At 73.0% G+C, this 24,592-nt stretch carries 27 protein-coding genes; 11 read left to right on the top strand and 16 right to left on the bottom strand.

What is annotated here, in order from left to right:
* Positions 1–2 precede the first annotated feature (2 nt).
* Positions 3–848: a hypothetical protein gene (locus tag ACFWJB_RS22545; protein ID WP_386924317.1), complete on the top strand. Its 846-nt coding sequence runs from the start codon at positions 3–5 to the stop codon at positions 846–848.
* On the opposite strand, the gene ACFWJB_RS22550 is transcribed toward ACFWJB_RS22545, so the two are convergent.
* The 5 genes from ACFWJB_RS22550 to ACFWJB_RS22570 all read right to left on the bottom strand — a co-directional run bounded on the left by ACFWJB_RS22550 (position 829) and on the right by ACFWJB_RS22570 (position 5,364).
* On the bottom strand, positions 829–2,127 hold the full coding sequence (locus ACFWJB_RS22550; RefSeq protein WP_386924319.1) for a DUF6986 family protein: 1,299 nt from the start codon (positions 2,125–2,127) through the stop codon (positions 829–831). The two genes, ACFWJB_RS22545 and ACFWJB_RS22550, sit on opposite strands and share 20 nt — an antisense overlap.
* Before the next feature lie 183 nt (positions 2,128–2,310).
* Positions 2,311–3,273 (bottom strand): electron transfer flavoprotein subunit alpha/FixB family protein, encoded by a 963-nt coding sequence (locus ACFWJB_RS22555; RefSeq protein WP_386924321.1) that lies wholly within the window; start codon positions 3,271–3,273, stop codon positions 2,311–2,313.
* Positions 3,274–3,328: 55 nt separating this feature from the next.
* Complete coding sequence (locus ACFWJB_RS22560; RefSeq protein WP_385463987.1) at positions 3,329–4,117, bottom strand: electron transfer flavoprotein subunit beta/FixA family protein; 789 nt, start codon at positions 4,115–4,117, stop codon at positions 3,329–3,331.
* A gap of 240 nt (positions 4,118–4,357) precedes the next feature.
* Complete coding sequence (locus ACFWJB_RS22565) at positions 4,358–4,870, bottom strand: flavin reductase family protein (RefSeq protein WP_386924323.1); 513 nt, start codon at positions 4,868–4,870, stop codon at positions 4,358–4,360.
* 146 nt (positions 4,871–5,016) lie between these two features.
* Positions 5,017–5,364: a TlpA family protein disulfide reductase gene (locus ACFWJB_RS22570; protein WP_385463992.1), complete on the bottom strand. Its 348-nt coding sequence runs from the start codon at positions 5,362–5,364 to the stop codon at positions 5,017–5,019.
* Between the two features lie 291 nt (positions 5,365–5,655).
* Here ACFWJB_RS22570 and ACFWJB_RS22575 point away from each other — a divergent pair, with 291 nt between their 5' ends.
* Positions 5,656–6,384: a lysophospholipid acyltransferase family protein gene (locus ACFWJB_RS22575; protein ID WP_385463995.1), complete on the top strand. Its 729-nt coding sequence runs from the start codon at positions 5,656–5,658 to the stop codon at positions 6,382–6,384.
* Positions 6,385–6,403: 19 nt separating this feature from the next.
* Here the strand turns inward: ACFWJB_RS22575 and ACFWJB_RS22580 are convergent, their stop codons facing one another.
* The 4 genes from ACFWJB_RS22580 to ACFWJB_RS22595 form a co-directional block, all read right to left on the bottom strand.
* Positions 6,404–6,982 (bottom strand): transglutaminase family protein, encoded by a 579-nt coding sequence (locus ACFWJB_RS22580; RefSeq protein ID WP_385463998.1) that lies wholly within the window; start codon positions 6,980–6,982, stop codon positions 6,404–6,406.
* Positions 6,983–7,056: 74 nt separating this feature from the next.
* Positions 7,057–8,127 carry a threonine aldolase family protein gene (locus tag ACFWJB_RS22585; protein ID WP_385464069.1) on the bottom strand — a complete coding sequence of 357 codons (1,071 nt, stop codon included), beginning with the start codon at positions 8,125–8,127 and terminating at the stop codon, positions 7,057–7,059.
* A complete protein-coding gene (locus tag ACFWJB_RS22590) occupies positions 8,124–8,870 on the bottom strand; it encodes an SDR family NAD(P)-dependent oxidoreductase (protein WP_385464001.1) in 747 nt (248 codons plus the stop codon). The genes ACFWJB_RS22585 and ACFWJB_RS22590 overlap by 4 nt, the downstream gene beginning before the upstream one ends.
* A gap of 59 nt (positions 8,871–8,929) precedes the next feature.
* Positions 8,930–10,327 carry a DUF6421 family protein gene (locus ACFWJB_RS22595; RefSeq protein ID WP_385464004.1) on the bottom strand — a complete coding sequence of 466 codons (1,398 nt, stop codon included), beginning with the start codon at positions 10,325–10,327 and terminating at the stop codon, positions 8,930–8,932.
* Positions 10,328–10,553: 226 nt separating this feature from the next.
* On the opposite strand from ACFWJB_RS22595, the gene ACFWJB_RS22600 reads away from it, so the two are divergent.
* Positions 10,554–11,237, top strand: coding sequence for a glycerophosphodiester phosphodiesterase (locus tag ACFWJB_RS22600; RefSeq protein WP_386924327.1), 684 nt, complete (start codon positions 10,554–10,556; stop codon positions 11,235–11,237).
* A 3-nt stretch (positions 11,238–11,240) separates the two neighbouring features.
* Here ACFWJB_RS22600 and ACFWJB_RS22605 read toward each other — a convergent pair whose 3' ends face one another.
* The gene (locus ACFWJB_RS22605; RefSeq protein WP_386924329.1) at positions 11,241–11,783 is read right to left on the bottom strand and encodes a GNAT family N-acetyltransferase; all 543 of its coding nucleotides are present in this window, start codon (positions 11,781–11,783) and stop codon (positions 11,241–11,243) included.
* A gap of 130 nt (positions 11,784–11,913) precedes the next feature.
* Here ACFWJB_RS22605 and ACFWJB_RS22610 point away from each other — a divergent pair, with 130 nt between their 5' ends.
* Positions 11,914–12,312 carry a VOC family protein gene (locus ACFWJB_RS22610; RefSeq protein WP_386924331.1) on the top strand — a complete coding sequence of 133 codons (399 nt, stop codon included), beginning with the start codon at positions 11,914–11,916 and terminating at the stop codon, positions 12,310–12,312.
* Positions 12,313–12,397: 85 nt separating this feature from the next.
* Here the strand turns inward: ACFWJB_RS22610 and ACFWJB_RS22615 are convergent, their stop codons facing one another.
* Together ACFWJB_RS22615 and ACFWJB_RS22620 are read right to left on the bottom strand one after the other, a co-directional pair.
* On the bottom strand, positions 12,398–12,976 hold the full coding sequence (locus ACFWJB_RS22615; protein WP_386924333.1) for a MarR family winged helix-turn-helix transcriptional regulator: 579 nt from the start codon (positions 12,974–12,976) through the stop codon (positions 12,398–12,400).
* On the bottom strand, positions 12,973–14,649 hold the full coding sequence (locus tag ACFWJB_RS22620; protein WP_386924335.1) for an FUSC family protein: 1,677 nt from the start codon (positions 14,647–14,649) through the stop codon (positions 12,973–12,975). Before ACFWJB_RS22620 ends, ACFWJB_RS22615 begins: the two co-directional genes overlap by 4 nt.
* 156 nt (positions 14,650–14,805) lie before the next feature.
* Between ACFWJB_RS22620 and ACFWJB_RS22625 the strand changes: the two genes are divergently transcribed.
* The 4 genes from ACFWJB_RS22625 to ACFWJB_RS22640 all read left to right on the top strand — a co-directional run bounded on the left by ACFWJB_RS22625 (position 14,806) and on the right by ACFWJB_RS22640 (position 17,896).
* The gene (locus ACFWJB_RS22625; protein WP_385464022.1) at positions 14,806–15,357 is read left to right on the top strand and encodes a DUF5134 domain-containing protein; all 552 of its coding nucleotides are present in this window, start codon (positions 14,806–14,808) and stop codon (positions 15,355–15,357) included.
* A gap of 100 nt (positions 15,358–15,457) precedes the next feature.
* Positions 15,458–16,393: a M56 family metallopeptidase gene (locus ACFWJB_RS22630; protein ID WP_386924337.1), complete on the top strand. Its 936-nt coding sequence runs from the start codon at positions 15,458–15,460 to the stop codon at positions 16,391–16,393.
* Positions 16,394–16,487: 94 nt separating this feature from the next.
* A complete protein-coding gene (locus ACFWJB_RS22635) occupies positions 16,488–17,159 on the top strand; it encodes a phosphatase PAP2 family protein (protein ID WP_386924339.1) in 672 nt (223 codons plus the stop codon).
* A 47-nt stretch (positions 17,160–17,206) separates the two neighbouring features.
* Positions 17,207–17,896, top strand: coding sequence for an HAD family hydrolase (locus ACFWJB_RS22640; protein WP_386924341.1), 690 nt, complete (start codon positions 17,207–17,209; stop codon positions 17,894–17,896).
* A gap of 13 nt (positions 17,897–17,909) precedes the next feature.
* Here the strand turns inward: ACFWJB_RS22640 and ACFWJB_RS22645 are convergent, their stop codons facing one another.
* The gene (locus ACFWJB_RS22645) at positions 17,910–18,638 is read right to left on the bottom strand and encodes a TioE family transcriptional regulator (protein ID WP_386924343.1); all 729 of its coding nucleotides are present in this window, start codon (positions 18,636–18,638) and stop codon (positions 17,910–17,912) included.
* A 58-nt stretch (positions 18,639–18,696) separates the two neighbouring features.
* Between ACFWJB_RS22645 and ACFWJB_RS22650 the strand changes: the two genes are divergently transcribed.
* Both ACFWJB_RS22650 and ACFWJB_RS22655 read left to right on the top strand, forming a co-directional pair.
* Positions 18,697–19,899 (top strand): erythromycin esterase family protein, encoded by a 1,203-nt coding sequence (locus tag ACFWJB_RS22650; RefSeq protein ID WP_386924345.1) that lies wholly within the window; start codon positions 18,697–18,699, stop codon positions 19,897–19,899.
* Positions 19,900–20,088: 189 nt separating this feature from the next.
* The gene (locus ACFWJB_RS22655; protein WP_386924347.1) at positions 20,089–20,796 is read left to right on the top strand and encodes a TetR/AcrR family transcriptional regulator; all 708 of its coding nucleotides are present in this window, start codon (positions 20,089–20,091) and stop codon (positions 20,794–20,796) included.
* Here ACFWJB_RS22655 and ACFWJB_RS22660 read toward each other — a convergent pair.
* Positions 20,784–22,286, bottom strand: a complete 1,503-nt coding sequence (locus tag ACFWJB_RS22660) for an LVIVD repeat-containing protein (protein ID WP_385464039.1) — start codon at positions 22,284–22,286, stop codon at positions 20,784–20,786. The two genes, ACFWJB_RS22655 and ACFWJB_RS22660, sit on opposite strands and share 13 nt — an antisense overlap.
* Before the next feature lie 231 nt (positions 22,287–22,517).
* On the opposite strand from ACFWJB_RS22660, the gene ACFWJB_RS22665 reads away from it, so the two are divergent.
* Positions 22,518–23,135 carry a DUF305 domain-containing protein gene (locus ACFWJB_RS22665; RefSeq protein ID WP_386924379.1) on the top strand — a complete coding sequence of 206 codons (618 nt, stop codon included), beginning with the start codon at positions 22,518–22,520 and terminating at the stop codon, positions 23,133–23,135.
* A 17-nt stretch (positions 23,136–23,152) separates the two neighbouring features.
* On the opposite strand, the gene ACFWJB_RS22670 is transcribed toward ACFWJB_RS22665, so the two are convergent.
* Both ACFWJB_RS22670 and ACFWJB_RS22675 read right to left on the bottom strand, forming a co-directional pair.
* Positions 23,153–23,605: a DUF6214 family protein gene (locus tag ACFWJB_RS22670; protein ID WP_386924349.1), complete on the bottom strand. Its 453-nt coding sequence runs from the start codon at positions 23,603–23,605 to the stop codon at positions 23,153–23,155.
* A 175-nt stretch (positions 23,606–23,780) separates the two neighbouring features.
* Positions 23,781–24,563, bottom strand: a complete 783-nt coding sequence (locus ACFWJB_RS22675; RefSeq protein ID WP_386924381.1) for a PaaX family transcriptional regulator C-terminal domain-containing protein — start codon at positions 24,561–24,563, stop codon at positions 23,781–23,783.
* Positions 24,564–24,592 lie beyond the last annotated feature (29 nt).

Below are 24,592 nucleotides of genomic sequence, written 5' to 3' on the forward strand. Positions count from 1 at the left end.
CCGTGGACGACGCGGAGGACGCCGGGGCCGGCCGCGCGGGGGCCGGGGAGGACCGGACGCTGGCGGCGCTCGGTCTGGCCGGGGCGCCGCGGGAGCATCCGCTGCTGTACCCGGGGGCGTGGCCGCGGGAGTCCGGTCTGCTCGACGGTGACCGGCTGCTGCCGCTGGACCGGCCGGTGCACGGGGACCGCGTCCCGCTGCTGGCGATCGGCTCGAACGCCAGCCCGGATCAACTGCGGCTCAAGATGGCCGAGTTCGGCATCGGGACGCCGATCCCGATGGTCCGGGCCCGGGTCACCGGGATCGACATCGGCATCTCGGCCCACGTGAGCCGCATGGGCTACGTGTCCGCGTCGCCGGTGCGCGCGCCGGACGCCGTACGGGAGCTGTTCGTGCTCTGGCTCGACGCCGAGCAGCTCGCCGCGATCGACGCGAGCGAGGGCGTGCCCATGGCGGCCGGGAACTTCGACCGCGCCTGGCTGCCGGCACCCGACGTGCGCGTCGAGCCGGCCGCCGGCACGGTGCTGCGCGGCGTCTGGGCCTACGTCAACCGGCACGGGGTCCTGCGGGACGGCGCCGGGGCACCCCGCCGGCACCCCGGCGAGCAGCGTCCCCTGCTCACGGAGCTGCTGCACGGGTCGGCCCGGCTGCGGGAGCTGTTCGGGGCGACGCCCGAGGAGTTCTGCGCGCGGGCGCGGTCCGACCGACGGCTGTGCGAACGGGGGACGCGGCTGTTCGCCGAGGAGCGGCGGGTGACGGCGTCCGGCCTGGAGCCCTACGTGGACCCCGGCCGGACCGGCGGGCCGCCTCCCCCGACCGGGCCGCCGCCTACTGCGCCGATGCCGTGAGGTCGCCACGCCGGGGCGACGAGAAGCCCTCCAGGTCGGCACGGGTCAGGCCGGTCAGCCGGGCGACCTCGCCCGTGTCCAGGGCGCCGCAGTCCAGGCCGCGCAGCAGGTAGCCGCTGAGGGCCTTGGCGGTGGCGGGCTCGTCCATGACGTCACCGCCCGCCTGGTTGGCGTAGCGGGCGAGGCGGGCGGCCGCCTGTTCGAAGCCCTCGCGGTAGAAGGCGAAGACCGCCGCGTACCGGGTGGGGATGTGACCGGGGTGCATGTCCCAGCCCTGGTAGTAGGCGCGGGCCAGGGCACGGCGGGTCAGCCCGAAGTGCAGGCGCCAGGCGTCGTGGACCTTCTCCGTGGAACCGACCGGCAGGACGTTGGTGGAGCCGTCCGAGACCCGCACGCCGGTGCCGGCGGCGGCGACCTGCATGACAGCCTTGGCGTGGTCGGCGGCCGGGTGGTCGCTGGCCTGGTAGGCGGCGGAGACGCCGAGGCAGGCGCTGTAGTCGAAGGTGCCGTAGTGCAGTCCGGTGGCGCGACCGTCGGCGGCCTGGATCATCCGGGCGACGGCGGCGGTGCCGTCGGCGGCCAGGATGGACTGGCTGGTCTCGATCTGGATCTCGAAGCCGATCCGGCCGGGCTCCAGGCCGCGGGCCTTCTCGAACGCCTCCAGGAGCCGGACCATGGCGGTGACCTGCTCGGGGTACGTCACCTTCGGCAGGGTGAGGACCAGCCCGTCGGGCAGGCCGCCGGCCTCCATCAGGCCGCTGAGGAAGACGTCGAGCGTGCGGATGCCCCGGGCGCGCACGGGCGCCTCCATGCACTTCATGCGGATGCCCATGTACGGGGCCGCGGTGCCCCGGTCGTAGGCCTCGGCGACCAGCCGGGCCGCGCGGGCGGCGGCTTCGTCCTCCTCGGCGTCGGACCGGTTGCCGTAGCCGTCCTCGAAGTCGATGCGCAGGTCCTCGATCGGCTCCCGCTCCAGCTTGGCTCGCACCCGGGAGTACACCGGCTCGGCGAGCTCGTCGGACAGGCCGAGGACGGCGGCGAAGGACGCGGCGTCGGGGGCGTGCTCGTCGAGGGCGGCGAGCGCCCGGTCGCCCCAGGAGCGGACGGTGTCGGCGACGAAGGCGTCACCGGGGACGTAGACGGTGTGGACGGGCTGGCGGGTGCCCGGGTCCCCGGGGTAGCGGCGCTCCAGTTCCGCGTCGACCGGTGCGAGGGAGGCACTGATCTCCTCGCCGACGGCGCCCGCGAGACTCGTTGCCACCTTCTCGTGCTGACCCATCCCACACCCTCCTGTTTTCCGCTGAACGGAATCGATAATCCGTAGAGCGAAGTTATCTGTCACCTCTGCCCCGGTCAACCGCCCCCGGGCGGCGCCCTGCCGCCCCACCATCGTGCGCACACGACGAGGCCCCCGCGACCACGGACGGTCGCGGGGGCCTCGGCCGGGCCTGCGGCGGAAGGGTCAGCCCTTGCGGGACTTGACTTCCTCGGTGAGCTGCGGGACGACGTCGAAGAGGTCGCCGACCACGCCGTAGTCGACCAGGTCGAAGATCGGGGCCTCGGCGTCCTTGTTGATCGCCACGATCGTCTTCGAGGTCTGCATGCCGGCCCGGTGCTGGATCGCGCCGGAGATGCCGTTGGCGATGTAGAGCTGCGGCGACACGCTCTTGCCGGTCTGGCCGACCTGGTTGGTGTGCGGGTACCAGCCCGCGTCCACCGCGGCACGCGAGGCACCGACGGCCGCACCGAGCGAGTCGGCGAGCGCCTCGATGATCGCGAAGTTCTCCGCGCCGTTGACGCCACGGCCGCCGGAGACCACGATCGCGGCCTCGGTCAGCTCCGGACGGCCGGTCGACTCGCGCGGCGTGCGCGAGGTGACCTTGGTGCCGGTCGCGGCGTCCGAGAACGTGACCGACAGGGCCTCGACCGCACCGGCGGCCGGGGCCGCCTCGACGGCCGCGCTGTTCGGCTTGACCGTGATGACCGGGGTGCCCTTGGAGACACGGGACTTGGTGGTGAACGCGGCGGCGAACACCGACTGGGTGGCCACCGGGCCCTCGTCGCCGGCCTCCAGGTCGACGGCGTCGGTGATGATGCCGGAACCGAGACGCAGCGCCAGACGGGCGGCGATCTCCTTGCCCTCGGCGGAGGACGGCACCAGGACGGCGGCCGGGGACACGGCCGCGACCGCGGACTGGAGCGCGTCGACCTTCGGCACGACCAGGTAGTCGGCGTACTCGGCGGCCTCGTGGGTGAGGACCTTCACCGCACCGTGCTCGGCGAGGGCGGCGGCGGTGTCACCGGCACCGTTGCCCAGGGCGACGGCGACGGGCTCGCCGATGCGGCGGGCGAGGGTCAGCAGCTCGAGGGTGGGCTTGCGGACGGCACCGTCCACGTGGTCGACGTAGACGAGAACTTCAGCCATGGGACTTCTTCTCTCCTGCTTGCGAGATGTGAGGGGCGGTCGGCGAATCCGGGGCTCAGATGAACTTCTGGCCCGCGAGGAACTCGGCGAGCTGCTTGCCGCCCTCGCCCTCGTCCTTGACGATGGTGCCCGCGGTGCGCGCCGGGCGCTCGGCCGCGGAGTCGACCGTGGTGTACGCGTTCTCGAGACCGACCTCGTCCTCGTCGATGTCGAGGTCGGACAGGTCCCAGGACTCCACCGGCTTCTTCTTGGCCGCCATGATGCCCTTGAAGGACGGGTAGCGCGCCTCGCCCGACTGGTCGGTGACCGACACGACCGCCGGCAGCGACGCCTCGAGCTGCTCGGTGGCGGAGTCGCCGTCACGACGGCCCTTGACGGTGCCGCCCTCGACCGACACCTCGGACAGCAGCGTCACCTGCGGGACGCCCAGACGCTCGGCGACCAGCGCGGGGACGACGCCCATGGTGCCGTCCGTGGAGGCCATGCCGGAGACGACCAGGTCGTAGCCGGCCTTCTCGATCGCCTTGGCCAGCACCAGGGAGGTGCCGATGGCGTCGGTGCCGTGCAGGTCGTCGTCCTCGACGTGGATCGCCTTGTCCGCACCCATGGACAGCGCCTTGCGCAGCGCGTCCTTCGCGTCCTCGGGACCCACCGTCAGGACGGTGATCTCCACGTCGTCGTCCGAGTTCTCCGAGATCTGCAGCGCCTGCTCGACCGCGTACTCGTCCAGCTCGGAGAGCAGACCGTCGACATCGTCGCGGTCGACGGTCAGGTCATCGGCGAAGTGCCGGTCGCCAGTGGCGTCGGGCACGTACTTCACAGTGACAACGATCCTCAAGCTCACGCCGGCTCTCCTACTGCATCGTCATTTCAGTGCTGCCTGCTTGCAGGCAGCATAGGCGCCTCAAGCGGCCGATTCCGGTCGGGGCGACCCGCGCTTCCACCCGGAACATTACTCGTCAGTACACCCAGTTCCTGCCCGCTAAGCAAGCGCTTTGAACTGTGACCTTCGCAACGCAGCGTAACCGGAACTCGACTGTTCCGCAGAAGCGGACGGAGGGGGTGGGAAGGGCCTCGTGGACGCTCAGTCGCGAAGGCCGGTGAAGCGCCCCTGGTGGTACAGCAGCGGCCTGCCGGAGCCCGCCGGATCACCCAGGAGGACCTCGGCCAGCACGATGCGGTGGTCCCCGGCGGGCACCCGGCCGACGACCCGGCACACGAGCCAGGCGAGGACGTCGTCCAGCACGGGAACGCCCTCGGGGCCCTCGTGCCAGGCGGTGGGCGCGCCGAAGCGGTCGGCACCGCTGCGCGCGAAGGTGGCGGCGAGCTCCCGCTGGTGCTCCCCGAGCAGGTGGACGCCGACGTACTCGGCCCCGGACACCGCGGGCCAGCTCGAGGAGCCGGTGCCGATGCCGAAGGAGAGCAGCGGCGGCTCGGCGGAGACGGAGGTGAGGGAGGTGGCCGTGAAGCCGGCCGGGCCGGCGTCGCCCCGGGCGGTGATCACCGCCACCCCCGCCGCGTGCCGGCGGAAGACGGACCGCAGGAGGTCGCCGCCGGCGGCGGTCCGGGGCGCGGCGAGGTCGGGTGTGGCCGGCATGCGGGAGGTCCTTCCGCCGTGTGCCTCGGTCCGGGGAGGGGGAAGCGATGGCATACGGGCAGGCTGTCGATGGATGGCACACACAGTCAAATACGTCCCGTGATCCGGAGGCTGTGGAGGACGCCTCACCGACGGGGTGGCGATGATCACACCGCCTCCCCCAGGGCGGCGATCACGTCCACCCTGCGCGGCTGTCCGACGGCCCGGCGCACGACGCGGCCGTCGGCGTCCAGGACGAGCACGGTCGGGGTCTTGCGCACGTCCAGCGCGCGGACGAGTTCCAGCCGAGTCTCGGCGTCCACCTCGACGTGGGTGACGCCGGGGACCATGCCGGCGACCTCGGCGAGCACCCGCCGGGTGGCCCGGCAGGGGGCGCAGAAGGCGCTGGAGAACTGGACGAGCGTGGCGCGCGCGCCGAGTTCCGCTCCCAGGTCGGCCGCGTCCAGGCGCAGGCCGTCGCGCCGCTCGCCGTCGTTCCGCCCGCGCACTCGCACCTCTCCCGCTCCGCCGCCTCGCGGCCTGTGCCGGGGGCGCGCCTCGCGGACGCCCCGGTCCGGTCGTCCACAGATCCAGCGCCGGGGGGCGGGCGAAGATTCCCGGTTCACCGTCACGTTTCGGCCAAACGGCGGGCAAGGACGTGATGAGGATTACGCCACGGCCGGGCACCAGGGCTGGTTCCCCGACCGTTCTTGGGGCACGATCTGGACAAGCCGTAAACCTACGGCTGCGTAACCTTCGACTGGGAGTCCCCTTCCCAGGCAGACAAGGAAGGGCCCGGCCCGCCCATGGCAGAACTCGTCTACCGCCCGGTCATCGGTCTCGCCCGCACCATGTTCAAGGTGTGGGACCTCAAGATCGACTGCCGTGGGTCGGAGAACATCCCGCGCTCGGGCGGCGCCGTGCTGGTGAGCAACCACATCAGCTACCTCGACTTCATCTTCAACGGCCTGGCGGCACTCCCGCAGAAGCGGCTGGTCCGCTTCATGGCGAAGGAGTCGGTCTTCCGGCACCGCATCTCCGGTCCGCTCATGCGCGGGATGAAGCACATCCCGGTGGACCGCAAGCAGGGCGAGGCCGCGTACGCGCACGCCCTGGACTCGCTGCGGTCCGGCGAGATCATCGGGGTCTTCCCGGAGGCGACGATCTCCGAGTCGTTCACGCTCAAGAGCTTCAAGTCCGGCGCCGCGCGCCTGGCCCAGGAGGCGGGCGTTCCGCTGGTGCCCATGGCGGTGTGGGGCACGCAGCGGCTGTGGACCAAGGGGCACCCGCGCAACTTCAAGCGCAGCCACACCCCTGTCACCATCCGGGTGGGCGAGGCGATGGAGGCCTCCCGCGAGCAGTACGCGGGCGCCATCACCCGCCGTCTGCGCGAGCGCGTCCAGGAGCTCCTGGAGGCCGCCCAGCGCGCCTACCCGGTGCGCCCCAAGGGCGCCGAGGACACCTGGTGGATGCCGGCCCACCTCGGCGGCACCGCGCCGACACCCGAGCAGCTGCGCACGGCCGAGGCCCACTGAGCCGGGCGCGTCCCCGGCGTCACGCCGGGAGGGCGGCGGGCAGCGTCGCCCAGAGGTGCGCGCGGTCGGTGGCCGCCCGCAGCGCGGTCAGCACGGCCGGGTGGGGGGCCGCGTAGAGCTCCGGGCAGTCCGCCTCGCCCGCTGCGGGATCCGGCACGAAGGCCAGCCGCTCCCGCCCGAGGGAGAACCGCGCGTCCACCCCGGGCTTGTTGCCGCGCGGGTCCTGGCGGTGCCAGGCGCCGTCGAACCGTACGGCGACCAGCCCGTGCACCACGTCGAAGCGCTGGTAGCACAGGGCCGTCGGGATGTCCTCGGCACGCAGCAGCGCCGTCAGCGCGTGTGCCTTGGCGTAGCAGATGCCGGTGCGCTGCCGCAGGACGTCGGAGGCGCGCCAGGTGACGCGCGGATCGCCGGCGTCCTGCGAGTGCGGGATGGTGTCCCGCACGAACTCGAACGCCAGTCGCGCATAGTCATACGAGTCCTCCGCCTCCTTGGCGAGGCGTCCGGCCACGTCCCGTACGTACGGGTGGTCATGGTCGATGACCTCGTCGGCGGCCAAATAGGCGGACAGGTCAGGGTTCTTCTGGATGAGCTCCATGCGCCGGAGCATAGGAATGCGATCACCCGTAAGTCAATGACTTTTCAGGTGACCGCATACCTATGCATCATTGCCTAGCGCGCCATCTCCTCCTTGAGCGCGGCGACGAAGGCGTCCACGTCGTCCTCCGTGGTGTCGAAGGCGCACATCCAGCGCACGTCGCCCGCGGCCTCGTCCCAGAAGTAGAAGCGGAAGCGCTTCTGCAGGCGCTCGCTCACCTCGTGCGGCAGCCGCGCGAAGACCGCGTTGGCCTGCACGGGGTAGAGGATCTCGACGCCGTGCACGGCGCGTACGCCCTCGGCCAGACGCTGGGCCATCTCGTTGCCGTGCCGGGCGTTGCGCAGCCACAGGTCCTTCGCGAGCAGGGCCTCCAGCTGCACCGACACGAAGCGCATCTTCGAGGCGAGCTGCATCGACAGCTTGCGCAGGTGCTTCATGTGGCGCACGGCGTCCTGGTCGAGGACGACGACCGCCTCGCCGAACAGCGCACCGTTCTTGGTGCCGCCGAGCGAGAGGAGGTCCACGCCGACCGCGTTGGTGAACGTCCGCATCGGGACGTCCAGGGAGGCGGCGGCGTTGGCTATCCGGGAGCCGTCCAGGTGCACCCTCATGCCGTGCGCGTGGGCGTGCTCGCAGATGGCCCGGATCTCGTCGGGCGTGTAGAGCGTGCCGAGTTCGGTGCTCTGGGTGATCGAGACGACCTGCGGCATCGCGCGGTGCTCGTCGTCCCAGCCGTACGCCTGCCGGTCGATCAGCTCGGGGGTGAGCTTGCCGTCGGGTGTCGGCACGGTGAGCAGCTTCAGGCCGCCCATCCGCTCGGGCGCGCCGCCCTCGTCGACGTTGATGTGCGCGCTCTCGGCGCAGATCACCGCCCCCCAGCGGTCGGTGACCGCCTGGAGCGCGACGACGTTGGCGCCGGTGCCGTTGAAGACCGGGAAGGCCTCCGCCGTCGGCCCGAAGTGGCTGCGGATCACCTGCTGGAGGTTGGCCGTGTAGTCGTCCTCGCCGTACGCCACCTGGTGCCCGCCGTTGGCCAGGGCCAGGGCGGCGAGCACCTCCGGATGGGCGCCGGCGTAGTTGTCGCTGGCGAATCCGCGGACCTCGGGGTCGTGGTGGCGACGCGCGTCGGTCTTCGGCGGGTTCACGGCTTGTCGGTCAGCCACAGACGGTTTCCGTTCACTTCCGCGGCGGGCTTCTCCCAGACTCCGGCGACCGCCTCGGCCAGGTCCTTGACGTCCGTGAAGCCCGCGAACTTCGCGTTGGGGCGCTCGGCGCGCATCGCGTCGTGCACCAACGCCTTGACCACCAGGATCGCAGCCGCGGAGGTCGGCCCCTGCTCGCCCCCCGCCTTGCGGAAGTAGTCCGCCATGGCCAGCGTCCACGCCTCGGCCGCGGCCTTGGCGGCCGAGTAGGCGGCGTTGCCCGCGGTCGGATGCGACGCGCCGGCGGCACTGATCAGGACGTAGCGGCCGCGGTCGCTGCGCTGGAGCGCCTCGTGGAACGCGAGGGTGGTGTGCTGCACGGTGCGGACCAGCAGCTTCTCCAGCAGGTCCCAGTCGCCGAGGTCGGTCTTGGTGAAGGTCTGGCTGCCGCGCCAGCCGCCGACGAGGTGGACCAGGCCGTCGACGCGCCCGAACTCCTTCTCCGTGCGGTCCGCCCACGCCCGGGCGGAGTCGAGGTCCAGCAGGTCGACCGTCTCACCGGTGACCGTGGCGCCGCCGTGCGCGTAGCGCGCCGCGTCCACCGCCTCCGCCAGCCGCTCCGGGTCGTTGTCCGAGCCGACGACGGTCGCGCCCGCCTCGGCGAGCCGCAGCAGCGCGGCCCGTCCGGCGGGTCCGCCCGCTCCGGCCACCGCGATCACCGCGCCGTCGAGCGCCCCGTTCCCCATGGTCCTCGCCTCCCGAGCCTGTACTGCCTGCTGTGGTTCCCTCTTGCCGCCGCCGTCGCTCACGCGGCGGCCCGCTCGGCACCGTCCGCCGTGATGCCCTTCGTGGAGGCGATCACATTCTTCAGCTTCTTGGACAGGGCCTCGTAGAACATGCTCAGCGGAAACTCGTCCGGAAGCACGTCGTCGACGAGCTTGCGCGGCGGCAGGGTCAGGTCCAGGGCGTCGGGGCCCTTGGCCCACTTCGAACCCGGGTGCGGGGCCAGGTAGGCGGAGACCAGCTCGTACCCGGCGAACCAGTGGACGATCTTCGGGCGGTCGATGCCGTCGCGGTAGAGCGTCTCGATCTCGCCGCACAGCTGGTTGGTGACCTGCGGGGCGCGCTGCCAGTCGATGAAGAGCTTGTTGTCCGTCCAGCGCACGACGTCGTGCTTGTGCAGGTAGGCGAAGAGGAGCTGACCGCCGAGGCCGTCGTAGTTGCGCACGCGCTCGCCGGTGACCGGGAAGCGGAACATGCGGTCGAAGAGCACCGCGTACTGCACGTCACGGGCCTGCGGGACGCCGTCCGACTCCAGCTTCACGGCCTCCTTGAAGGCGGTGAGGTCGCAGCGCAGCTCCTCCAGGCCGTACATCCAGAACGGCTGGCGCTGCTTGATCATGAACGGGTCGAAGGGCAGGTCGCCGTGGCTGTGGGTGCGGTCGTGGACCATGTCCCACAGGACGAAGGCCTCCTCGCAGCGCTTCTGGTCGTGCACCATCGCGGCGACGTCCTCGGGCAGCTCCAGGCCCAGGATGCCCACGGCGGCCTCGGTGACGCGGCGGAAGCGGGCGGCCTCGCGGTCGCAGAAGATGCCGCCCCACGAGAAGCGCTCGGGCGCCTCGCGCACGGCGATGGTCTCCGGGAAGAGGACGGCCGAGTTGGTGTCGTACCCGGCCGTGAAGTCCTCGAAGGTGATACCGCAGAACAGCGGGTTGTCGTAGCGGGTGCGCTCCAGTTCGGCCAGCCAGTCGGGCCAGACCATGCGCAGCACGACCGCCTCGAGGTTGCGGTCCGGGTTGCCGTTCTGCGTGTACATCGGGAACACGACCAGGTGCTGGAGGCCGTCCGCGCGGTTCGCGGCGGGCTGGAAGGCCAGCAGCGAGTCGAGGAAGTCGGGCACCTGGAAACCGCCGTCGGCCCAGCGGCCGAGGTCCTTGACCAGCGCCTCGTGGTAGGCACGGTCGTGCGGCAGCAGCGGGGACAGCTCGCGCACGGCCTCGGCGACACGGCGGACCGCGTCCTCTGCGGCGGTGCGCTCCGGGGCGCCGTCGGCGTCGAAGTCGATCGACCCGTCCTTGGACTGCCATGGCCGGATCCGCTCCACGGCATCCTTGAGCGCGGGCCACGCCGGGTGCTCCACCACCCTGCTCGCCGGAGGAACCTTCTCCCCCGCACCCACCTGCACAAGAATTTCCGTCATGTCCCATCCTCCACGGGAGAAGCTTGCGTCACGACACCGTATGCATACGAGGTTTCTCTCAGCAAGGGGCACCCCCGTAAATTATCCTGCCTCACCCGGCCTATCGCCGCATTTTTTCCTGTGGGGTACCGAGATCCGTATACCACGCGCGGCTGTGGGGAAACGGTCCCGCAGGGCTGCCGGGCCGCCGCCCCGCACGCCGACGTCGACGAAAGCGAGTCGAGCCTTGAACTTTCTCACCATCGGTCACCGCGGAGTCATGGGTGTCGAACCCGAGAACACCTTGCGCTCGTTCGTCGCCGCCGAGCGGGCCGGCCTCGACGTCGTCGAACTGGACCTGCACCTGAGCAAGGACGGCGCGCTCGTCGTCATGCACGACGCGGACGTGGACCGCACCACGGACGGCACCGGGGCGATCGCCGACATGACGCTCGAGGATCTGCGCGCGCTGGACGCGGGCCGCGGGGAGCGGATCCCGGTCTTCGAGGAGGTGCTGGACGCCGTCTCGGTGCCGTTGCAGGCCGAGATCAAGGACGCGGCGGCGGCGCGGACCCTGGCCGAGGTGATGCGCCGCCGGGATCTGGTGGACCGGGTGGAGGTCATCTCGTTCCACGACGAGGCCATCACCGAGATCGCCCGGCTCGTGCCCGGGGTGCGGACGGCCCTGGTCGCGCAGTACTACGGGCCCGACGTCGTGGACCGGGCCGTCGCGGCGGGCGCCGCGACCCTGTGCCTGGACATCAACCGGATCACGCTGGAGGTCGTGGAGCGGGCCCGCGGGGCGGGCCTGCGCGTCTTCTCCTGGACGGTGAACACCCAGGACCAGCTGAGGCTGGTGCGCGCCCTGGGGCTGGACGGCGCGACGACCGACCACCCGGAGATCAAACGCACCGGTCGCTTCACGGCGTGAGTCTCAGACCAGCGGTTTGACCAGCAGCTCGAACCGCAGGTCGGCACGCTGCGGGACGCCGAAGCGCTCGTCGCCGTACGGGAAGGGGGTCATCTTTCCCGTGCGGCGGTAGCCGCGCCGCTCGTACCAGGCGATCAGGTCCTCGCGCACGGAGATCACGGTCATGCGCATCTCGCCGACGCCCCAGGTCGCGCGGGCCTGGCGCTCCGCCTCCGCGATGATCGTCCTGCCGAGCCCGGCGCCCTGGAGCGCGGGACTGACCGCGAACATCCCGAAGTAGGCGTGGTCGCCGCGGTGTTCGAGCTGGCAGCAGGCGACGAGCCGGCCCTCGCGCTCGACCGTCAGCAGCCGGCTGTCGGGCGCCTCGATGACCTCCAGCACCCCCTGCGGGTCGGTCCGCTGCCCCGCGAGGATGTCCGCCTCGGTGGTCCATCCGGCCCGGCTGGAGTCCCCCCGGTACGCCGACTCCACGAGCGCGACGATGTCGTCCACGTCGGCGTCGGTGGCGTCGCGGAAGACCGGAGCGGCGTCGGTGGCGGATTCCATGGGCGGGTTCCCCCTCTGTCGTGTGCGTCTTCGTCGTGTGCGTCTTCGTCGGGTACGTCTTCGTCGTGCGCGTCGGCTTTCGCGTGGCCGGAACGGGGTCGAGCGTATCCCGGCCGCTACCCTCGCCCGCATGGTGCATGTACTGAGCAGCCGCGTTCTGCTCCGCCCCACCGACCCGGACCGCTCCCGCGCCTTCTACGGCGACCAGCTCGGCCTCGCCGTCCACCGCGAGTTCGGCACGGGGCCGGAGCGCGGCACCGTCTACTTCCTGGGCGGCGGGTTCCTGGAGCTCTCGGGCCGTGCCGACGCGGTCCCGGCCGCCTCCCGTGAGGTTCGGTTGTGGCTCCAGGTCGAGGACGTCACCGCGGCGCACGAGGAGCTGGCGGCCGCCGGCGTCGAGATCGTCCGTCCGCCGGTCCAGGAACCGTGGGGGCTGATCGAGATGTGGATCGCGGACCCGGACGGGACGCCGCTCGTCCTGGTCGAGATCCCGGCCGGGCATCCGCTGCGGTACCGGCCGGGCATCTGACCGCCGGCCGGTCCGGCCGCGCGCGGCGGCGGGAGCGGACGACGAGCGCGGCACGGAACGTGTCCGGGCGGGAACCCGCGGCGCCTCACGTGCGCAGGGCGCCCAGGCGTCCCTCCAGCTGCACCAGCAGCTCGCCGAGCAGACCGGCGAGCTCTCCGAGTTCCGGGCCGTCCAGGCCGGACAGCACGGCGCTCTCGTAGGCGAGCTGCGCGGGCAGGATGCCGTCGACCGTGTCGCGTCCCGCGTCGGTCAGCCGGACGTGGGCGACCCTGCGGTCGCGGGCGTCGCCGCGGCGCTCCACCAGACCGCGTTCACCGAGCTGCTTGAGGCGTTTGGTGACGGCGGCGCCGGAGGAGAACGTCTCGCGGGCCAGCTCGCTCGGGGTCAGCTCGTGGCCGGTGCGGCGCAGCGCGCCCAGCAGGTCGAACTCCGCGCGGGACAGCCCCGCCCGGCGCAGGGGGGCGTCCTCCGCCTGCTGGAGCAGGGCGGCGCAGCGGTTGATGCGGCCGATGACCTCCATGGGCCCGGTGTCGAGCCCGGGGTGGACGGCCCGCCACTGCCCGACGACCATGGCGACGGTGTCGCCCCGGCGGTCGGGCGGGGGCGCACCGCCGGACCGGGGCTCTTCGTCGCCGGTCGCCGATGATTGCGCGGTCGCCGTCATGGCCGTACGTCCTCCGTGTCCGTGCCGGGGGCCGCGAGCGTTCCCCTGCGTCGTACCGTCGCCGCGAGCGTACGGTGTGCCGCCTGCTCGGCGAGCACCACCCGCTCCTGCGGCAGTGCGCGCTGCCACCATTCTCCGGCCGCGGCGTCGGCGGTGGCCCGCAGGTCGACGACCGCGGAGGCGAGGTTCCGGCGGGCGGACTCCAGGGCCTCGGGGGCCGCCTGCGGGTCGGCCAGCAGACGGGCGGCTCGCTCCCGGGCGTGGCCGACGGCGTCGAGCGCCCGCTCCACGCGCCGGCCCGCCCTCCGGTTGGTGACGGCCACGGCGGCGACGAAGCCGACCAGGGCGCCGATCAGGGTGTCCACCACGCGGTCGGTCACCAGGTCGCCGGTCGGCTGGTAGCCGGGGAGCTCGGTGACGAGCAGGGCCAGCGGGGTCACGCAGACGCTGCCGAGCCAGTAGTTGCGGCCGATGAGCGCCTCGGCGCCGAAGTTGCAGACCAGGATGCACAGGACCAGGGCGAGCGGGCCGAGGTGGGCGATCGGGGTGACGGCCGCGAAGAGCAGGACGCCGACCAGGTTGCCGACGACGCGCTGCACGGCCCGGCTCCAGGTGAGCGTGATGTTGGCCTGGTAGAGCGAGGCCGCGGTGACCAGCGCCCAGTAGGGGCGGCCCACGCCGAGGGCGAGGGAGGCGTAGCCGGCGAGCGCGCAGCCGAGCGCGGTGCGGACGGCGATCGGGGCGAGCGGTCCGAGCCTGCTCCACAGCGGGCGCGGCGCGGTGGCGCGTTCCGCGGCCACGCCCAGCAGTTCGCCGGCGTCCGCGCGGGAGTCGTCGGTGCGCGGGACCGGTCCCGTGCCGCGAAGGGCGCGGGCCCAGTCCCGCAGGCGTCCGGGGTCGGAGTCGGCCGGCGCGGCGAGTGTCACCTCGGCGCGGACGATGAGCCGTTCGAGGGCGCGGCGGGTGTCCGAGGGACGGTTCCCGGCCGCCAGCAGTGTCTGCCAGGCGGCCTGGACGGCGGCGTAGGCGGCGGACCGGGCCCCCGGGGCTCCCTCGCCGTCACCGTCGCCCGCGGCCTCGGCGTACGCGGCACTGGCGTTCAGCGCCTGGGCGGTGGCCCGGCGCTCCGGGCCGTGCCGCCGGACCAGTGCGGGGGCCATGCCGACCAGCCAGGCCCACGCGCCGGCCGCGGCGGCGAGCGCGAGGTGGCCGGGGACCTGGCCGAGGGTCTGCGGGACGAAGAGCGAGGCCGAGCTGACGAAGGTGAGGATCACGTTGGCGGGCGGCCCGACGCGAGTGGCGTCGCACAGCACCTTCTGGACGGCGGCCAGCACGGCGCCGACGGTGACCAGGACGACGGCTTCGTCGGTGAGGGACGCGGCGACCAGGGCCACCGCGAGACCGCCCAGCATGCCGAGCAGCACGTACGCCAGCGTCCTGCCCCGGGCCGCGTACGGGCGGTTGTGGGCGTACAGGGCGCACAGGGACCCGGCCATGGTGTACGCCGCCAGGTCCAGCCGGTCGAGCGCCACCAGGAGCAGGCTGGGCGGCGCGACCGCGGCGACCACGCTGAGGGCCGGCTTGAACCAGATGTCGGAGGGACGCCCGAGGCGCAGCGCACCGGCGACCGGGAGGCGCCGGGAACGTGGGGAGGTGGGGTTCGTACTGCTCATGAAGAACCATGTTAACAGGTGTTTTACCTGTAAAGGATTCTGCCCGGTCGGTCGCGCTCCCCCGAACGCCCCCCGAGTACCCCCTCGCGCTCGCGTGCACGCCGCCGTGCGGGGGCATCCCTTGACCAACCGTCGGAGCGGATCGAGGGGGATCGCGTGCACGGACCGGCGTCGTCCGGCTGGCTGCTGGTCGCGCTCTGCGCGGCGAGCGGGGCCTACTGCCTGCTGCGGATGCGCAGCAGCGTCGAGGAGCAGCGCCGCGCCGCGGGAGGTGAGGCGCTCATGGGCTTCGGCATGGCCGCGATGGCCGTGCCGGCGGCCGTCTTCGTCCCGCCGTCATGGGCCTGGCCCGTCTACGCGGTGGTGTTCGGCGCGGCCGGGCTGCACGCGCTGTGGACGGCCCGTACGAACGCACGTCACCTGCACCACCTGGTCGGGGCCGGGGCCATGGTCTACATGGCCGTGGTGATGGCCGCCTCCTCCGGTCACGCGCACGGCGGCTCGGGCGCTCCCCCGCTGACCGGGGCCCTGCTGCTCTACTTCACCGGATACGTACTGGTGACGGGGGTCAGGCTGGTGCCCGTGCCCGCCGTGCCCGCCGTGGCGGGCACGGGCGGGTCCGCCCGGTGGGGCGACCGGCCGGAGCTCGCCCGGGCCTGCCGGCTCTCCATGGGGCTGGCGATGGTGGCGATGCTGCTGACGATGTGAGGCCGGTTGGGACACGGCGGGCCGGGGCGGGACCGTCGGCCGCGTCACTTCGACCGAAGGTCCGTACCCCCGCGCGCCACCCCCCTCATAGGCTGCCCCCATGCTTCTCCCCGCGGCACTGCTGCTGCTCGGCGCCCTGACCGCCGTCGCCGCCCCCCGGCTGCTCGCCCGGGCCGACTGGCCGGACCGCGAGCCGGTGGTCGCCCTGTGGGTGTGGCAGTGCGTGGTGGCGGCCGTGCTGGTGTGCTGCGCGCTGTCGATGACGTTCAGCGCGGCGGCGGCCTGGCACGCGGTCGGCGGTCACGTCTTCGCGACGGCGCCGCGCGCGGTGGCGGAGGCCTACGCGCTCGGCACGGCCGGCCTCTGGGCGGCGACGACCGCCGTCGCGCTGGCCTGCGGCGGACTCCGGAGCGCCGCGATGCTGGCCCGCGAGGTCGTCCGGGCGCGGGCGCGGCGCCGGCTGCGCCGGGCCGGACTGCGCGACCGGGCGCCGCTGTTGCCCGGCGAGGCGCCGGGGCGCGACCGGCTCGTCGTGCTGGAGAGTGAGCACGCCGACGCCTGGTGGCTGCCCGGCACTCCCCCGCAACTGGTCGTCACCACCGCCGCGTTGCGCCGCCTTGAGGGCCGGCAGCTGGACGCGGTGCTCGCCCATGAGCAGGGGCACGCCCAGGCACGGCACGACTGGCTGCTCCACTGCTCGGCCGCGCTGGCCGAGGGCTTCCCGCGGGTCCCGGTGTTCGCCGCGTTCCGCGAGGAGATGCACCGCCTGGTCGAACTCGCCGCCGACGACGTGGCCTCCCGGCGCTTCGGCCGGCTGACGACCGCCCTGGCGCTGGTCGAACTCAACGAGGACCGCGGCGTGTTCGGGCCCTGCCCGGCCGCGCACGCCGATGTGCCGCGGCGGGTGCACCGGCTGCTCGCCCCGCGGGACCGGCTGACGGCGGCCCGGCGGCTGCGGCTGACGGCGGCGGGCGCGCTGGTGCCGGTGGTGCCGGTGCTGGTGGCGTTCGTGCCGGGGCTGCGGGCCCTGGGCTGAGGCCGGGGCGGCTTCCCGCCCCCGACACCCCTGGCACACGGATCACTTGCGGGGGGAGTGGCCCCCCGCCCCCCGGGTCGGCGAGTATCGCAGCATGCACTCGCCGCCCGTCGACTCCCCGCCCCGTCCGCCGCAGCCCCGTACCGTCGTCCGCACGGCCTGGGGCCTGGCCCTGTGCTCCGTGGTGCTGCTCGTCCTGGTCGCCGCCGAGTGGCGCCCGTTGACCGGTCTCGACGCCGACATCGCGCGCACCACCCACCGCTGGGCGGTCGACGAGACGGGCGTCACGCGTGTCATGCGTGTCCTCACCGACTGGGTGTGGGACCCCTGGACGATGCGCCTGTTGTGCGCCCTGGTGGTGGTGTGGCTGTGGTGGCGGCGCGGGGACCGGCGCACGGCCGTCTGGCTGGCGGTGACCTGTGCGCTGGGCAGTCTGCTCCAGCAGGTGCTCAAGGCCGCGGTGGACCGTCCCCGTCCCGTCTGGCCCGACCCCGTGGACTCCGCGCACTACGCGGCCTTCCCGTCGGGCCACGCCATGACGGCCGCCTTCGTGTGCGGCCTGCTGGTGTGGCTGCTCCACCACTACGGCGCCCCGCCCGGTCCGCGCCGGACCGCACTGACGGCGGCGGTGGTCTCGGTGGCCGGCGTCGGCGTGACCCGGGTGTGGCTGGGCGTCCACTGGACGACGGACGTCGTCGCGGGCTGGCTCCTGGGCGCACTGGTGGTGGCCCTCGCGGTACTCGCCCACGGGCGGTGGGCGCGGTGAGCGCGAAGGCCGCCCGCGGGCACCGCACGGCCCCGTAACATCCGCCCATGGCTGCCGTTCTGTTCGACTTCTCCGGGACCCTCTTCCGCATCGAATCCGCCGCGGCCTGGCTGCGCACGGTGCTGGACGACCGAGGAGTGGCGCTGTCCGGCGAGGAGTCGGCGAGGACGGCCCTGGCGCTCGAGGCGGCCGGTGCGCTGCCGGGCGGGGCACCTCCGCTGCGGGTGCCCGAGGAGCTCGCCGGTGTGTGGGAGGTGCGGGACGAGAGCGCCGCGCTGCACCGGGCGGCGTACACCGGGCTGTCCCGTCAGGTGCCGCTGCCCGATCCCGGGCTCCACGACGCGCTGTACGACCGGCACATGGCGCCGGGGGCGTGGAGCCCCTACCCCGATGCCGTCGAGGTGCTGAGCGCGCTGCGCGAGCGCGGGATCGCCGTGGGGGTGGTCAGCAACATCGGCTGGGACCTGCGCCCCGTCTTCCGCGAGCACGGCCTCGACCGGTACGTCGGCACGTACGTCCTGTCGTACGAGCACGGCGTCCGCAAGCCCGATCCCCGGCTGTTCGCGACGGCCTGCTCGGCACTCGGCGTCGATCCGGCGCGGACGCTGATGGTCGGCGACGACCGGCGGGCGGACGGCGGCGCGGCGGCACTCGGATGCGGTGTGCACTTCGTGGACCACCTGCCGGTGGCGGAGCGGCCGGACGCGCTGCGGGCGGTGCTGGACCTGGTGCGCTGATCCGCCGGCGGTCTCATCCCCGCTCGCGCAGGTAGGCGTCGAGCTCGGCGGCTCCGGTCAGCATCGCCCGCCCGCGCGCGGACAGCCGGGCGTGCCAGTCGCCCAGTGCGCCCTCCAGCGGCTCCAGACCGCCGGCCGCCCGCACCTGGGCGATCAACGGGGCGATCTGCTCCAGCAGGTAGCCGCCCCGCCTGAGCTGGTGGGCCAGCCGGGCGTCCCGTACGGCGGCCTCGTCGTAGACGCGGTACCCGGTCTGCGGGTCGCGGCGCGGGTGCACCAGCCCGGCGTGCTCCCACTTGCGCAGTGTCGCGGGCCGGATGCCGAGCCTTCGCGCCAGCGGCCCGATGAACGTGTCGCCGGGCCCGGACGCCGCCGGCCCGGCCGCCGGGGCGGGTCCCAGGTCGCGGAGGGCACCCTCGACGGCCTGGAGGGTCCGCCGGTCGTCGAGGAGCTGGGCGTGGCTCTCGTCGACGAGGCGGAACGCCGCGTCGTCCGCCCCCCGGTTGACGGCCTGCATGACCGACGTCGCCGTCCGGTGGCCGTGACCGGGCACCAGGGCCAGGAACGCGCGCAGGGCCCCCGCGTGCAGCGGGGTGTAGGTCCGGTAGCCGGTGGGCGTGCGTCCGGCGGCCGGAAGGATGCCGGCCTCCTCGTAGTTCCTGATCGCCTGCGTGGACAGTCCGTGCCGACGCGCGAGGTCGACCGGCCTGAGCCGTTCGCCGGTTTGAAGGTTTCTCCCCATGGGCCGACGATATCGCGGGAAAAGTATCCACCGAAGGTTCAACGATACGGTTGAATCCATGGCTACTGACATCGAGGACACCGTCCATGCCGTCGAGGCCGCCGCCCTCATGGGGCTGCTCCCGTCCCGGCCGCGGCTGCTCGCGCTGGGCGAACCGACCCACGGGGAGGACTCCCTGCTCACCCTGCGCAACGAGCTCGTGCGGCAGCTGGTCGAGGAGGAGGGTTACCGGACGATCGCGATCGAGAGCGACTGCATGACGGCCCTGGCCGTGGACGAGTACGTCGCCACGGGCACGGGCTCCCTCGACGAGGTCGTGGAAAGCGGGATCAGCCATGGATGGGGCGCGTTTCCGGCCAACCGTGAGCTCGTGCGCTGGATGCGCGCCCACAACGCCGGCCGGCCCGCGTCCGAGCGGCTCCGCTTCGCCGGTTTCGACGGCCCGCTGGAGATCACGGCGGCCGCGAGCCCGCGGCAGGCGCTCACCGCGCTCCACGGCCACCTCGCCGCCCAGGTGGAGACGGAGCTGCTCCCCTGCACCCCGGAGACGCTCGACCGCCTGCTCGGCGCCGACGAGCGGTGGACCGATCCCGCGGCGATGACGGACCCGGCCGCGTCCGTGGGGCGGTCGGCAGACGCCGGCCGGCTGCGGCTGCTGGCCGACGACCTGGCGGCGCTGCTCGACACGGAGCGGCCCCGCCTGAGCACGACGGGCTCACGGGACGACTGGGACCGGGCGTGCCTGTACGCGCGGACGGCGACCGGCCTGCTGCGCTACCACCACTGGATGGCCGACACCTCCCCGGCCCGCATGAGCCGCCTGCTGGCCGTGCGGGCGCAGATGATGGCCCACAACCTCCTCGCCCTCGCCGAACGGGGCCCGGCCCTCGTCCACGCCCAGAACGCGCACCTCCAGCGGGAGAAGAGCTCGATGCGGATGTGGCAGGGCCCGGTGGAGTGGTGGAGCGCCGGTGCGCTGGTGAGCGCCCGGCTCGGCGAGGAGTACGCCTTCGTGGCCACGGCACTCGGCACGCTGCGGCACCGGGGGGTGGACACGCCGCCGCCGGACACCGTCGAGGGACTGCTGTACGCGCTCCCGGAGGACCGCTGCCTCGTCGACACCGCGCGGCTGACCGGCGCCCTCGGCGGCACCCTGCCCGGGCCCCGCGAGTCCCCGTGGTTCGGCTACGCCCCGCTCGACCCGGCCCAGCTGGCGGGCATCGACGGCATCGTGTTCGTCAAGGACGTCCCGCGGGGCTGAGGTCGCGGTGACGGTCGGCCATGGGCGCCGGCAGGGCGGTAGCCCGAAGCAACCATGACTGCGTCCGCCCGCCTTGGGCGATCCCCCGTGTCGCCCAAGGCAGACGGTAGCCGGACGGACCCCCGCCGGGGGCCGGTCCGCCTGCGCTGAGTATAGTTGGCTGTCCGCCAGTCAACGCAGGAGTACAGCATGTCCCCGCGCAGCGCCTCGGTCAATGAAGAGTTGCGGAGGCGTTCGAAGGAACGGCTCCTGCAAGCCGCGGTGGAGCTGGTGGGTGAGCGCGGATACGACGCGACGACGCTCGGCGACATCGCCGACCGGGCGGGGTCCGCACGCGGTCTGGTCTCGTACTACTTCCCCGGCAAGCGCCACCTGGTGCAGTCCGCGGTGCACCGGCTGATGCACCGCACGCTGGAGGAGGCCCTGGAGCGCGAGCCGCGCACCCCCGAGGGGCCGGAGCGGATGGCGCGGGCCATCGACGCGATCCTGGGGCTCGCCCGGGACCGGCCGGTGCTCATGCGCCAGCACATGGCGGGCCTGCTCCAGGCGGAGGGGTTCGTGCCGTGCCCCGAGCAGCGGCGGCTGGCCGAGCTGCTGCGGGACACCGTGGCCCGGCACGGCTCCCGGGACGTCGACAACGACTATCCGATGCTGCGGGCCCTGCTGATGGGCGCCGTCTTCGCCGCGCTGGTGCCGGGGGTGCCGATGCCCGTGCCGGCGCTGCGCGCCGAGCTGTTCGAGCGCTACCGGCTGGACTGGGAACTGGGTGTCCCGCCGGAGACCGAGGCCCCCGGCGGGACGTGCGACACGGATCTGTCGCGGTTCTTCGCGACCGGCGCGGCACCGGGGTGCCCGCCGCCGGCCGGCCCGACGGACCAGTCGGATCAGTCGAAGTAGTTCGGCTGCGTCTGCACGTTGAGCTCGCGCAGGTGGACCCGCTTGGCGGGGTCGGTGCGCCGGTCGCCGAGCTTCAGGACGTCGAAGCCCTTGGCGATGTCGTTCGAGTAGATGTAGCCGTTGTAGTAGTACGCCGACCAGGAGCCGCCCGTGGCGAGCGACGTGGTGCTCAGCGGGCCGCGCTCGAAGTAGGCGATCTCCTTCGGGCGCGCGGAGTCGGTGAAGTCCCACACGGAGACGCCGCCCTGGTACCAGGCCTGCACCATGAGGTCCTTGCCCTTGACCGGGATCAGCGAGCCGTTGTGGGCCACGCAGTTCTCGGTGTCCGCCTGGTGGCGGGGGATCTTGAAGTAGCTGCGGAAGACCAGCTTGCGGTGGTCGCCCTTGCCGACGATGTCGTAGATGCCGTCGGCGCCGCGGTCAGGGCCGATCTCCGCGTTGCAGGTGGGCGCGCCGCCGCCGCCCAGCTCGTCGGTGAAGACGACCTTGTCGGCCTTCTGGTTGAAGGTCGCCGAGTGCCAGAACGCGAAGTTGACGTTGTCCTGGACCCGGTCGATGACCTTCGGGTTCTCGGGGTCCTTGATGGAGAGCAGGATGCCGTCGCCCATGCAGGCGCCCGCGGCCAGGTCCTTCGAGGGCAGGACCGTCAGGTCGTGGCAGCCCGTGGTCTTGGAGACGCCCGGGTTGGTGGGTCCGCCCGGGTTGCCGCCGCCGTCGGGGCCCTCGCCCGGGAACAGCACCGGGAAGTTCACGACCGCCGCCCGCTCGGGCGCGTTGCGCGGCACCTTGATGACCGAGATGCCGTCGTGCGGCGGCCGGCAGTCGGGGTAGGCGGCGTTCGGGGAGTACGAGGAGACGTAGACGTAGACGTTCTTGCGCTCGGGCACCAGCGTGTGGGTGTGCGAGCCGCAGGCGGTCTCGACGGCCGCGACGTACTTCGGGTTCCGCTTGTCGCTGATGTCGAAGACCTTCATGCCCTCCCAGGAGGACTTCTCCGTCGCGGGCTGGGTGGTGCTGTTGCAACTGCTGTCGCTGCGCGAGGAGTCGGTCGACAGGAACAGCAGGTCGCCGGAGACCGACACGTCGTTCTGCGCGCCCGGGCAGAGGACCTGCGCGACGGTCTTCGGCTTCTTCGGGTTGCTGAGGTCGAAGATGCGGAAGCCGTCGTAGTTGCCGGCGAAGGCGTACTTGCCCTGGAAGGCCAGGTCGGTGTTGAAGCCGGGCAGCGCGTCCTTCGGGATGTTGGCCAGGTGCTGGATGTTGCCGGAGTGGACGACTTCGTCCTGGCCGGGGATCTCGCCGCTCGCGATGGCGTCGCGCGCCTCGGCGCGCGCACTCGAGGAGACCTCCTTGGACGAGGCCGGGCCGTCACCCGGGTCGGGGATCGCCGCGGCCGGGCCGGCCGTGAGCAGCGCTGCCATGAGTCCGGCGGCGGCCGCCGCGACTCCCAGGCGTCTGCGCCGTGTTCGCGGGTCGCTCAACAGGGTCACTGCTACCTCCCTACGTCCGTTCCGGTTGGAACGGTTCACGCACCTCCGCAGTATCGTCTTCGCCATGCACATACCAATAGGGGCGCAACAAAGTCGTCATGAAGTTTCTTGATCAGTAGGGCGCGAAAACGTGCTAGTACGGTCATCCCACGCACGAGGTGTTCCGTGCCCCGCCGGCCACAGGAGGTTGCCGTGCCCATTCGTTCCGCCTCGACAGGGGCATCGCTCGTCATGGCGTCGCTGACCGCACTGGCCGTCCTCGGACTCGGGGCCTGCGACTCCGGATCGGACGCCGACTCGGCGGCGGCGGCCGGACCTTCGGTGATCGTCCCGGGCGAACCCGGCGAGGCCAACCGCACGATCTCGGCCGAGGAGGCCGAGCGTCGGCGAGCCGACGACGACTCCCCCAACTCGGCGGACGTCGCCTACGCGCGGATGATGATCCAGCACCACGCCCAGGCGCTGGAGATGACCGAACTCGTGCCGGAGCGCGCCGAGTCCGGGCAGGTGAAGAAGCTCGCCGAGCGGATCTCAGCGGCCCAGGGACCGGAGATCACCGCGATGAGGGGCTGGCTGACGTCGCACGGCCGCGAGGAGGCGGGCGGCGGGCACGAGCACGCCACGATGCCCGGCATGGCGACCGAGGCGCAGCTCGCGAAGCTGCGCGCGGCGGACGGCAAGGCCTTCGACCAGCTGTTCCTCACGCTGATGATCACTCACCACGAGGGGGCGATCACCATGGCCACGGACGTGAAGTCACAGGGGAACAACGTGCAGATCGAGGAGATGGCCGACGACGTGGTCGCCCAGCAGACGAGCGAGATCTCCCGCATGCGCGGGATGCTCTGACGGGCCTCGGCGAGGCGTCAGCGGCGCGCGCGGCGCGGGGTCAGGAAGCCGTCGTCACGTGCCTGGCCGATCAGCCTGAGCGACTTGCGCCGGCTGTGCCCGGTCGCGCGCATCACCGCGAGGACGGGGTCGGCGCCCTCCTGCCGGGCCGCCCGGTACTCCTGCGCGACGAGCCGGCGCTCCTCGCTGCCGCGCGGCCGGGCGGGGCGGGCCCGCCGCGGGGCCGGATCGCGGTCCGCCGGGGGCCGCACACAGGCCTCGAAGAGCGGGTTCTCCAGCCACTCGGCGAGCACGGACAGGTCGTCGAGGGACAGGGCCGGCTCCGCCCGCACGTCCTCGACCCGGACCCCGTCACCGCAGAGCACGGCGAGCGCGTCGATGCGGGCGCCGTCGGGGAACATCCACCGGACGTCGAACCACGACGTGGTCGTGTCCCCCACCCGCACCGCCCATGTGTGCCGCACGGACATATCACCGTCGTCCGGACAGCGATCGGAAAGCTGAAGAGAACGATCAACAAAGGATGCTTCGAGCACATCCGCAACGTAACCGCACGATCACATTCCCTAGCAGCGACACACGCGCCCTCCCCCTCGGGCGGCACCCCGTCAGCGCAGCCGCGCACGCTCGAGGGGTGTGCCGGTGCTACGGGGGTCCTACGGGCGATCCGCCCGGCCCGCTCCGCCCGACGTCCGCCCGGACCCGACCGGCCTGCTCCCGCTGGTAGTCGGTGTACGCGTCGCGCAGGGCGGCGCCCGGCCAGTCGGGAGGGAGGAGTTCCGGCGGCAGGACCGGGTCGGCGAGCAGATGGCGCACGACGGCCGCGAACGCGGTGAGCCGGCCGGCCGGCCCCTGCGCCCCGTCGACGTGGGCGAGCAGCGCCCGGGCCGTCGCGGACCAGGCGTCCAGCGGCCACAGCTCCGCGGCGAGCTCGCCGGGTACCCGCTCGGGGCGGGCGGTGCAGCGCTCGGCGACCGCGTCGAGGGCACCGGGCAGCGGGCGGCCCAGGTTGGCGGGGCGCAGCCACACGCCCTCACGGAGCTCGGCCAGGCGCAGGCCCGCCAGCCGGGTGCGCAGCGCGGCACGTTCGGCGGGGCCGCGTCCGGTCGCGGTGATCACGACCATCTCCCAGTCGCCGTCCCACGCCCGCGTGTGCGGGCGCACGGCCTCGTCCTGGCGTCGCTGCCGCTCCAGCAGCCGCTCGCTGAGGCGGTAACCGGTGTCCGTGCGCCGCAGGTCACCGGCGCCCACCATCCGGCTGAGCGCCGCCCGCACGGTGGAGCCGCCGAGGCCGAAGCGCTCCACGAGCCGCACCAGGTCCTTCACCGGCAGCTCGGCCGGGTGCGTGCCGAGCAGCAGGCTCAGCACGACCGACCGCGCGGACAGCGGACGCAGCGCGAGCCCGTCCGGGGGCACAGGGTCGTTCATCCGCGTGGACACGGCACGTACTGTACGTG

Origin of the sequence: Streptomyces sp. NPDC127100, from assembly GCF_042724095.1 — a bacterium.
In the GTDB taxonomy this organism is placed as follows: Bacteria; Actinomycetota; Actinomycetes; order Streptomycetales; family Streptomycetaceae; genus Streptomyces.